Origin of the sequence: Bacillus oleivorans (genome assembly GCF_900207585.1) — a bacterium.
Lineage (GTDB): Bacteria > Bacillota > Bacilli > Bacillales > JC228 > Bacillus_BF > Bacillus_BF oleivorans.
This window is the reverse complement of sequence record NZ_OAOP01000014.1, coordinates 64938-75763: the sequence shown is the minus strand read 5'-3', so window position 1 is coordinate 75763 and position 10826 is coordinate 64938. Positions and strand designations below refer to the sequence as shown.

Here is a 10826-nt window from a genome sequence, read left to right as displayed (position 1 = left end):
CACCGGAGTGTACTTCGTACACGAGGATGTGACTGAGTGCAGCAGACGCCGGAATTCGCCGGTCATCGGAAGCCGCCGCAGTGCCGATGGTAGTTGGGGGCGCCCCCTGTGAGAGTAGGACGTTGCCAGGCAATGCGAAACAGCCTAGGTTTTTGATAATCCTAGGCTGTTTTTTTGTGTAAGTTATTGATTAATTAAATATCCGTTGATAAATCCGCAAATTTGTCGATAATCGTCAAAAAAATTATCTGTTGCTAGTCAAGATAAAATCCTGTAAATGATTAAACTGAACGACTTGGATTTCGAAACAAAAAATAAATGTTAATGGTTAATGGAAAGAGGATGCTATGTTCTTTTATAGCTGATGAACCCGATCTCTTTCAGCCTTTAAAAGTTATAAGTAGTATAAATTTTATAAAATGCCAGTTATTATAACTGAACGCACAAATTAAAGTGCGAAACCCTCATTTGTCAGATCCCTCTACCCCAACACGAGAAAAAGCGCGATAGCATCGGCTTTCGCGCAAATCTTGCTTCAGATGAGAAATTACTGAAAAAATCTGACCTCACACCTCAACGGATTTCCCGATTGTATCCTCGTTTCGGAAAGATACAGTGAACCCAGAAACAGCATATAGAATTGTTAAGACCGGACAAAGCAGACAGAAGAAAGCGAAAGGCAGATAAGCAAGGGTGGAGACACCAAGTATACTAGTTAAAAAGACACCACAGACGCTCCATGGAACGAGTGGATTAACAACGGTACCAGCATCTTCTAGAACTCTAGATAAATGCTTTCTTGCAATTCCCTGTTTTTCGTATTGTTCTGCGAAGGCTTCTCCTGTTAATAAAATAGAAAGATATTGCTCTCCAATAAATAAGTTAATCCCCATTGCACAGGATACAGAAGTTAAAATCGTTGATTTCTGTGAACGCAGCCAGTTTTTAATGCCGACGAGGACACTTTGGATAATTCCCAATTTAAATAGGAGTCCACCTAGTCCAAGGGCTAGAATAACGAGAGATACAGTAAACATCATACTATTTAATCCGCCGCGGGATAGTAAGGAATCAATGGCATCGTTTCCGGTATTGGAAACATAGCCGGCAAATAAAATATTGAAAACCTCGCTTAACCCTAATTTTTGATGAATCAAACCGAGCAGAATTGCACTAAACGAGCTTACATTTAGCGTAATGAGGGCATGAATCTTTTTAATAGCTAATACTGCTAAAATGATCATTGGAATAAAACTGGACCAGTGAACGAAATTTGCTTCCAAGAGACCTGATTGAATTGCTTCAATGGCCGATAGGTCTTGGCTAGTATGATCAGGTGAAAGGACAGCAAAAATGATAAAAGAAATCAAAAATGCAGGAACAGTCGTCCACATCATATTTTTGATATGTTCAAATAAGTCTACTTTAACAATCCCTGAAGCTAGGTTGGTCGTATCTGACAACGGAGACATTTTGTCACCAAAAAATGCACCTGATATAATTGCTCCTGCTGTAATGGCGAGTGACCCATCAATCGATCCAGCAATTCCGATAAAAGCAAGACCTATTGTACTTGCTGTCGTAAAGGCAGATCCAATCCCAACACCTACGATGGCACAGATCAAAAACACAATCGCATAAAAGAATGGAAGAGCTGTTAACTCAAAGCCCACATACATAAGAGTTGGGATGGTTCCACTCAAAATCCAGCTGCTTAGTAAAATTCCTATCATAAAGAATAGAAAAACAGCTCCTAAACCCGATTGAGCTCCCTGGGTTATACCTTGCTCTAATTCTTTAAAAGGTACTTTATTTATCAAGCCATAAAGGATTAAAAGAATGAGTGCAGAAATAATAGGCAGATGGGGTGGAGCTTCTAATAGAATAATACTTCCACTCATTACCCCAAAAGCACCAAGCAGGATAAAAAACGCTTCTTTAAATGATGGATTTAAAATAGATTTTGTATGATTCATCATGATGTCCTCCTTAAAACAATAAAAACCCCTGTTTCACATAGGGACGGAGTATCTCCGCGGTACCACCCTATTTGATGAAACAAAGGTCATCCACTTTGCGAAAGTCTTTATGAATCCAAAGTAATGTATTTCAAGATTATTGTTGCCTAGGTTTACACCAGCCACCCAGTCTCTTCTTGCTGCCCGCAATACTCTCTACTTATTTACTATTAAAGACAATTATTCACTTTTACACTTAAACGCTTTTATGCAATAAAGCAAAAATAGGTATGTCTTAATCTTATCAGGAAATCAAGGAAAGTCAACATCCAAAAATTAGCGAATTCTCTAGAGAAAAATTACAATTGAGAAGTCTATTGTTTTTGTTTACAGGATAGAATAGTTGTATAAAATTCGGAGCTTGTTGTATAATTAATGTCAAATATAGTCAAAGTCAATATAATGAGTTAGCAGGAGGGGGCATGATGAAAAATATCTCTGATATCATCGAGGAGTATTTAAAACAAGTTCTTGAATTAAGTAAACAGGATATTGTCGAAATCAAAAGAAGTGAAATTGCAGATAAATTTCAATGTGTACCTTCACAAATTAACTATGTCATTAATACAAGATTTACAATCGAACGCGGCTACGTAGTAGAGAGTAAGCGGGGCGGCGGCGGATTTATCCGGATTATGAAGGTAAGACATCAGCCTCATGCACATTTAATTGATCATTTATTATCGCTATTGCAGTCAAGAATTACCCAGGCTACCGCAGTTGATGTGATCCAAAGGTTATTGAATGAAAGGATTATTACGAAGCAAGAGGCCAAAATCATGGCTAGTGTAATGGACCGCGCTGTATTATCAATTCAATTACCTGAAAGAGACGAGCTTAGGGCCCGGATTCTAAAGGCAATGCTTACGACATTAAAATATAAATAAGCTTGGAAGGTGGAGAGGTTAAATGATATGTCAGGAATGTCATGAACGTCCTGCCACTTTACATCTGACGAAAATCATAAATGGTGAGAAAACAGAGGTTCATTTATGTGAGCACTGTGCCCATGAAAAAGGCGAAGTGTTCATGTTCCAAGCCGGTCCAGGCTTTTCCGTACACCATCTTTTGGCGGGAATGTTAAATGGACAACATTTTTTACAAAATTCAAAGCAAGAACCATTTGTGCATCCGGCCTCATTGCAGTGTGAAACTTGTGGTCTAACTTATCATAAATTTGCACAACTAGGAAAATTCGGGTGTGCAGATTGCTACGAAAGTTTTAAACCGGCACTTGAACCAATTTTAAAAAGATTTCATGCAGGCAATACCATTCATCATGGTAAAGTTCCAGAAAGAGCAGGCGGATCGATTCATTTACGTAAAAAATTACAAGAATTAAAGTCTCAGCTTGAACAGTTAATTGCGGATGAGGAATTTGAAAAGGCAGCCATTGTTCGGGACGAGATTCGTACCTTAGAAAAGGAAATAACCTCTGATTCTAAGGGAGGAGAGGAATAATGTCGATCGAAAAATTTTTAAATTCAAGCGTGTGTTCCTGGATGAGTGAAGATGGGCCAAGTTCGGATATTGTATTAACGAGCAGAGTAAGGCTAGCTCGTAATCTGAAGAATTATCTTTATCCGACGATTTTTACGAATGAAGATGCCCAGGCTGTTGTAAAAGAGATTGAGGAAAAAGTGCAAACTAATACATGTCCGGTACCATTAGAACTACTAAGAATGGATGAGCTTCAGCCGCTTCAAAAAAGAGTGCTCGTTGAAAAGCACTTAATTAGTCCAAATTTAGCAGAAGAGTCGACCTTTGGTGCTTGTTTATTATCAGAAAATGAAGAAGTAAGCATCATGATCAATGAAGAGGATCACATAAGAATTCAATGTCTGTTTCCTGGGCTGCAGCTTCAGCAAGCGCTGCAAGTAGCCAATGAGATCGATAACTGGCTTGAACAGAAAATGGATTTTGCCTTTGATGAGGAAAGAGGATACTTAACAAGCTGTCCAACCAATGTAGGAACAGGCTTACGGGCGTCTGTAATGATGCACCTGCCTGGGCTTGTATTGACCCAGCAAATGAATCGCCTTATACCGGCGATTAACCAGCTTGGTCTTGTTGTTCGTGGGATTTATGGGGAAGGCAGTGAAGCATTAGGCAATATCTTTCAAATTTCTAACCAAATTACACTTGGGAAATCTGAAGAAGATATTGTTGATGATTTAATTACAGTGGTAACCCAACTAATTGAGCAGGAACGTTCAGCACGGTCAGCACTTGCGAAAACTTCTGGCATACAATTAGAGGACCGAATTTTTCGTTCTTACGGGATCCTGGCTAATAGCCGGATTATTGAATCAAAAGAAGCAGCCCGATGTCTATCCGACCTTAGACTTGGAATAGATATGGGCTATATAAAAAACGTTAGCCGCAATATTCTAAATGAACTGATGATCTTAACACAGCCCGGCTTCTTACAGCAATATGCGGGCGGTCCATTAAAACCCCATGAAAGAGATGTCAAACGGGCAGGCTTAATTCGAGAACGGCTGATATTAGAATCGAATGAGTAGGAGGGTAACATAGATGATGTTTGGACGATTTACAGAAAGAGCCCAGAAAGTATTAGCACTTTCCCAAGAGGAAGCCATGAGACTAGGACATAGCAATATTGGAACAGAACATATTTTGCTTGGTCTTGTCAGAGAAGGAGAAGGAATTGCGGCAAAAGCGTTATATGGATTAGGATTAAGTCCTGAAAAAATCCAAAAAGAGGCTGAAAATTTGATTGGCCGCGGCCAAGATCAATCCCAAAATCCGCATTATACACCTAGAGCTAAAAAAGTCATCGAACTCTCCATGGATGAAGCCAGAAAATTAGGTCACTCCTATGTTGGAACAGAGCATATTCTCCTCGGGCTGATTCGCGAAGGAGAAGGTGTAGCTGCTCGTGTCCTTAATAATTTAGGAGTGAGCTTAAATAAAGCAAGACAACAGGTTCTGCAATTATTGGGAAGTAATGAAGCTGGGGGCCACCAGGGCTCATCCCATTCCAATGCCAGTACGCCTACATTAGACAGTTTAGCGCGTGATTTAACAGCGATTGCAAGAGAGGGTAGTTTGGACCCTGTGATTGGCAGAAGTAAAGAAATTCAAAGAGTTATCGAGGTACTGAGCCGAAGAACGAAAAATAACCCTGTCCTTATTGGTGAACCAGGGGTAGGTAAAACAGCAATTGCAGAAGGTCTGGCGCAACAAATTGTGCAAAATGAGGTTCCAGAGATTTTGCGGGATAAAAGGGTTATGACGTTAGATATGGGAACGGTTGTAGCGGGCACCAAGTACCGCGGTGAATTTGAAGACCGTTTGAAAAAAGTAATGGATGAAATTCGCCAAGCAGGAAATATCATTCTGTTTATCGATGAGCTTCACACTTTAATTGGTGCAGGAGGAGCGGAGGGTGCGATCGATGCGTCCAATATTTTAAAACCATCTCTAGCTCGCGGGGAACTCCAATGTATTGGGGCTACAACTTTAGATGAATATCGGAAATATATTGAAAAGGATGCTGCACTAGAGCGCCGTTTCCAGCCAATTACAGTTGATGAACCTTCAGTAGAAGAATCGATTCAAATCCTGCATGGTTTGCGTGACCGCTATGAAGCCCACCACCGTGTCACTATTACAGACGAGGCGATTGAGGCAGCGGTTAAACTATCTGACCGGTATATTTCTGACCGTTTTTTACCGGATAAAGCGATAGATTTAATTGATGAAGCAGGATCAAAAGTACGGTTACGCTCCTTTACAACTCCTCCTAATTTAAAAGAATTAGAATTAAAATTAGAGGAAGTAAGGAAAGAAAAGGATGCAGCCGTACAGAGTCAAGAATTTGAAAAGGCAGCTTCTTTACGCGATTCAGAACAGCGTCTCCGTGAACAGTTAGAAGAAACCAAGAAATCCTGGAAAGAAAAACAAGGCCAAGAAAACACGGAAGTAACAGTAGAAGATATAGCAACCGTTGTGTCAAATTGGACCGGAATACCTGTATCTAAGCTAGCACAAACAGAAACAGATAAACTGCTTAACCTAGAAAGTATTCTTCATACCCGTGTCATTGGCCAGGATGAAGCCGTTAAAGCAGTCGCAAAAGCAGTAAGACGGGCAAGAGCTGGTCTTAAAGATCCTAAACGCCCAATCGGGTCTTTTATCTTCCTAGGTCCTACTGGGGTAGGTAAAACAGAGCTTGCACGAGCATTAGCAGAAGCAATGTTTGGCGATGAAGATGCAATGATCCGGATTGATATGTCTGAGTTCATGGAAAGACATACAACCTCTCGTCTGGTCGGTTCACCTCCAGGCTATGTAGGATATGATGAAGGCGGACAATTAACAGAAAAAGTCCGGAGAAAACCTTACTCAGTCATCCTTTTGGACGAAATTGAGAAAGCACATCCAGATGTATTTAACATTCTGCTTCAGGTATTAGAGGATGGACGCTTAACCGATTCAAAAGGAAGAACAGTAGACTTTAGAAATACGGTTCTGATTATGACCTCTAACGTAGGAGCAGAAGCATTAAAACGAAATAAGTATGTCGGCTTTAATGTTCAAGATGGAGAGCAAGATTATAAAGATATGAAAGGAAAAGTAATGGAAGAGCTCAAGAAAGCGTTCCGTCCTGAATTTTTAAACCGAATTGACGAAACGATTGTCTTCCATGCTCTTGAAAAACCGCATTTAACGGAAATTGTAACTTTAATGTCAGAACAGTTAACAAAGCGGCTTAAAGATCAAGACATTGAGCTGGAACTTACCGATGCTGCAAAAGCTAAAATTGCAGAGGTAGGCTACGACCCAGAGTATGGAGCGAGACCATTAAGAAGGGCCCTTCAGAAGCATATTGAAGACCGCTTGTCCGAGGAATTGCTGAGAGGTCAAGTGCTAACTGGCCATAAGGTGATAGTGGATGTCGAAGATGGAGAATTTAAAGTACTTTCAAAATAAAATATTATAGGTAGTTATGGAAGGCAGAACACTGCCTTCCTTCCTTTATATCCCTCCTTTTAGCAAAAAGAGACAAATCCCCTTACAAAATAAACATGGTAAAATCAAATCAACAAATCCATCTTGCATAATTTCCATAATTTAGCTGTATGGTGTAGAGAGGAGAAATTTTTTGAGCAAAGTTAAAACGAAGTTCGTCTGTAATGAATGTGGCTATGAATCTCCGAAATGGATGGGCAAATGTCCGGGATGTAATCAGTGGAATACGCTGCAAGAAGAAAAACAAAAGAAAACAAGATTCAGTGGAGGAGCTTTTCAGCACTCCGCTCAAACGATGTCAAAAGCAGTTCCTTTACGGGATATCGAAAGCATGGAGGAGCCTCGAATAATAACGGGGTTATTGGAATTAGACCGAGTGTTAGGCGGCGGAATTGTCCCTGGTTCACTCGTGTTAATCGGAGGAGACCCGGGAATCGGAAAGTCGACGCTCTTACTGCAAGTATCTGCCCTTTTAGTACATAAAAATCAGCGGGTTCTATATGTTTCCGGTGAGGAATCGACGAGACAAACGAAACTAAGAGCGAATCGGCTTTCGCTTGTTTCAGATCAGCTCTATGTATATAGTGAAACGAATCTAGAAGAAATAATATCAACCATTGACCAGGTCCAGCCTCACTTTGTAGTAATTGACTCCATTCAAACCGTCTATCATTCTGAGGTAACCTCGGCTCCAGGCAGTGTATCGCAAGTACGGGAGTGTACGTCAGAACTAATGCGGATTGCCAAAACAAAAGCAATTGCCATTTTTATAGTAGGACATGTCACAAAAGAAGGGGCCATCGCAGGACCAAAATTACTAGAGCACATGGTCGATACGGTTTTATATTTTGAAGGAGAAAGACATCATTCTTTTCGGATTATACGTGCAGTAAAAAATAGGTTTGGCTCGACCAACGAAATGGGTATTTTTGATATGAAGGATACAGGCCTTGAAGAAGTAGAGAACCCTTCTGAAATCTTTTTAGAAGAAAGGTCCATGGGATCCTCTGGGTCAACCGTTGTAGCCTCTATGGAAGGAACAAGGCCAATGCTAGTTGAAATTCAAGCGTTAATAACTCCTTCTAGCTTTGGGAATCCTAGAAGAATGGCGACAGGAATTGATCATAATCGAGTTTCTCTGATTATGGCCGTTTTAGAAAAGCGTGTAGGGCTATTGCTTCAAAATCAGGATGCCTATTTAAAAGTTGCAGGTGGAGTTAAATTAGATGAACCTGCCATTGATTTAGCGATTGCGATTAGTATTGCATCCAGTTTTCGTGACGAACCGACAAAGCCTGGAGACTGCTTTATCGGAGAAGTTGGCTTAACAGGTGAAATTCGCAGGGTAACCCGACTGGAAAACCGTATTCAAGAAGCCGAAAAACTTGGATTCCAACGAGTAATTGTACCCAAATATAATCTTGATTCAATAAAAGCTACAAAAGGAATTGAGGTAGTTGGGGTTTCTTCCCTGCAAGAAACTCTTAAAGCAGCTTTAGGGGGATCATAGGTGCTAATCATTATTTTTCCTATAGGCTGTTTTCGCAAAGATTGTTACTGCCTGAATATATTTTTAAAACTGCAATAGAACGGACATGTTTGCCTCCATTAAAAAACAAAGTATGCGAAACAGCCTTCCTATAAAACGTAAAAAAAATATTCATAACTTAGTCATAGAATGGACATATTCTTTGTGTACAATTTTAAATGTGAAACTTTTTAAGGGGCTCATTCGTTATATTGATATAGTAGGTTTTGCACGACTTGTCCAAGTCCGTGCCTTTGGTTTATAAAATACGGGTTTTTATTGAAATAACGAGGGCACGGTAGGGCAGTCCTGCTTGTCATTTTTTAAAAATAGACAATCTGACCCTATGAAAATAGCCGGCTTTTGCTATAACATTTTATTATCTTTTTCTTTACAAATTCTAAAAACGACGTAATAGAGCGTTTCAAAAATCTTATTTTGTTTATAATGTTTAAAAGGAGGTGAAGAAATGTTAAAACGCATTGTGCAAGCATGTTTCATTATTACAGGAGTCACAATAGGTATATTTTTTATCCCAGCTGTTTTAACAGTTCTTGAATTAGGAGATATTCAATTTATTACAAATCCATACGTAACAGCCGTGATTGGTGCTATTATTTTTTATCTTATTACTTTTTGGGCGGTTGATTATGTTGTTAATTTTGTCAAGTGGGTCGAGGAATCTCTGATTAAGGCGCCTATTACAGATATATTATTTGGGAGCTTGGGTTTATTAACCGGCCTTTTTGTTGCATTTTTAATAGGATTTGCGTTAAACGTTATTGAAGTTCCCGTAGTCAATACGGTTGCACCAATACTATTAACTTTGATATTTGGGTACTTAGGGTATCAGGTTGGTTTTAAGAAAAGGGATGAGCTTATGAGCTTCTTTTCTCAGGCTGGCCGATCTAAGAAAAAAGGACAAGAAGAATCAAACGAGATGGGGAAAGAGTTCAAAATCCTCGACACTAGTGTTATTATTGATGGACGAATTGCGGATATTTGTCAGACTGGATTTTTAGCCGGAACGATCATAATTCCTCAATTCGTATTAGAAGAGCTTCAACATATTGCTGATTCATCAGATGTGTTAAAGCGAAACCGCGGAAGAAGAGGATTAGATATCCTTAATCGTATTCAAAAGGAAATTCCCATTAAAGTTGAAATATATGAGGGAGATTTTGAAGAAATCTCTGAAGTAGATAGTAAACTCGTAAAACTGGCGAAATTAATAAATGGTTATGTAGTAACAAATGACTATAATTTAAATAAGGTTTGTGAACTGCAGGGAGTTTCGGTACTGAATATCAATGATTTAGCGAATGCAGTTAAACCAGTTGTTTTGCCGGGAGAAGAGATTAATGTACAGGTCATTAAAGACGGTAAAGAACAAAATCAAGGAGTTGCCTACCTTGATGATGGTACTATGATTGTAGTTGAAGAAGGCAGAAACTATATTGGGAAAAACATTGATGTATTAGTTACAAGTGTTTTGCAGACTTCTGCAGGACGGATGATCTTTGCCAAACCTAAGTTACTAGAGAGAGCACTGTAGATATATAAAGAGGGAGAGCTTACCATGCAATATGCCGTGATTATTCCTGCTGCGGGCAGTGGAAAAAGAATGAATGCAGGAAAAAATAAGCTCTTTCTTACCGTTCAAGATGTTCCGGTTATTATCCATACATTACAAGTGTTTGAAACAGATTCTTTATGTAAGGCCATATACTTATCCATTAATCCGGCAGAGAGGGAATCCTTTGAACTGCTGATTAAACAATACAAAATCAAAAAAATTAAAGCGATGGTAGCGGGAGGAAAGGAACGGCAAGAAAGTGTGTATCAAGCATTAAAAGCCGTTAACGAAGCAGACATTGTTTTAGTCCACGATGGAGCACGTCCTTTTATTCGTCATTCAACCATTCGGCACTTAGTTGAAAAAGCAGATGAAAGCAAAGCAGCAATTGTTGCAGTTCCTGTTAAAGACACAGTGAAACGGGTAGAAAATGGACAAATCACAGAGACAGTTGAACGATCTAGCTTGTGGGCAGCGCAAACCCCACAAGCTTTTCATATGTCTATATTGAAAAAAGCATATGAATTAGCTGAACGGGACTCATTTTTTGGAACAGATGATGCTAGTTTAGTGGAACGGCTGGGTGTACCGGTTGCAATCGTAGAAGGACAGTACGATAATATAAAATTGACGACAAAAGAAGATTTATATTTTGCTGAAGCGATTCTTAATAATCGGCTTAGCACACCAGAAGGTTAAAAGCGAG

Annotated in this window: 8 protein-coding genes; 7 read left to right on the top strand and 1 reads right to left on the bottom strand. The window is 39.5% G+C overall.

The genetic code is table 11. The annotated features are described in order from the left end of the window. Positions 1–566 precede the first annotated feature (566 nt). The gene (nhaC, locus tag CRO56_RS21735) at positions 567–1976 is read right to left on the bottom strand and encodes a Na+/H+ antiporter NhaC (RefSeq protein WP_097160737.1); all 1410 of its coding nucleotides are present in this window, start codon (positions 1974–1976) and stop codon (positions 567–569) included. Positions 1977–2440: 464 nt separating this feature from the next. Here nhaC and CRO56_RS21730 point away from each other — a divergent pair, with 464 nt between their 5' ends. The 7 genes from CRO56_RS21730 (at position 2441) to ispD (ending at position 10819) form a co-directional block, all read left to right on the top strand. Further along, a complete protein-coding gene (locus CRO56_RS21730) occupies positions 2441–2905 on the top strand; it encodes a CtsR family transcriptional regulator (protein ID WP_425427243.1) in 465 nt (154 codons plus the stop codon). 22 nt (positions 2906–2927) lie between these two features. Then, positions 2928–3479 carry a protein-arginine kinase activator protein McsA gene (gene mcsA, locus CRO56_RS21725; RefSeq protein WP_097160735.1) on the top strand — a complete coding sequence of 184 codons (552 nt, stop codon included), beginning with the start codon at positions 2928–2930 and terminating at the stop codon, positions 3477–3479. Beyond that, positions 3479–4543 carry a protein-arginine kinase McsB gene (gene mcsB / locus CRO56_RS21720; RefSeq protein WP_097160734.1) on the top strand — a complete coding sequence of 355 codons (1065 nt, stop codon included), beginning with the start codon at positions 3479–3481 and terminating at the stop codon, positions 4541–4543. The genes mcsA and mcsB overlap by 1 nt, the downstream gene beginning before the upstream one ends. A 13-nt stretch (positions 4544–4556) precedes the next feature. After that, positions 4557–6977 carry an ATP-dependent protease ATP-binding subunit ClpC gene (gene clpC, locus CRO56_RS21715; protein ID WP_097160733.1) on the top strand — a complete coding sequence of 807 codons (2421 nt, stop codon included), beginning with the start codon at positions 4557–4559 and terminating at the stop codon, positions 6975–6977. A gap of 172 nt (positions 6978–7149) precedes the next feature. Further along, positions 7150–8526: a DNA repair protein RadA gene (radA, locus tag CRO56_RS21710; RefSeq protein WP_097160732.1), complete on the top strand. Its 1377-nt coding sequence runs from the start codon at positions 7150–7152 to the stop codon at positions 8524–8526. 487 nt (positions 8527–9013) lie between these two features. Then, the gene (locus CRO56_RS21705) at positions 9014–10099 is read left to right on the top strand and encodes a PIN/TRAM domain-containing protein (protein ID WP_097160731.1); all 1086 of its coding nucleotides are present in this window, start codon (positions 9014–9016) and stop codon (positions 10097–10099) included. Positions 10100–10123: 24 nt separating this feature from the next. Continuing rightward, complete coding sequence (gene ispD / locus CRO56_RS21700; RefSeq protein WP_097160730.1) at positions 10124–10819, top strand: 2-C-methyl-D-erythritol 4-phosphate cytidylyltransferase; 696 nt, start codon at positions 10124–10126, stop codon at positions 10817–10819. The last annotated feature ends 7 nt before the right edge of the window (positions 10820–10826 follow it).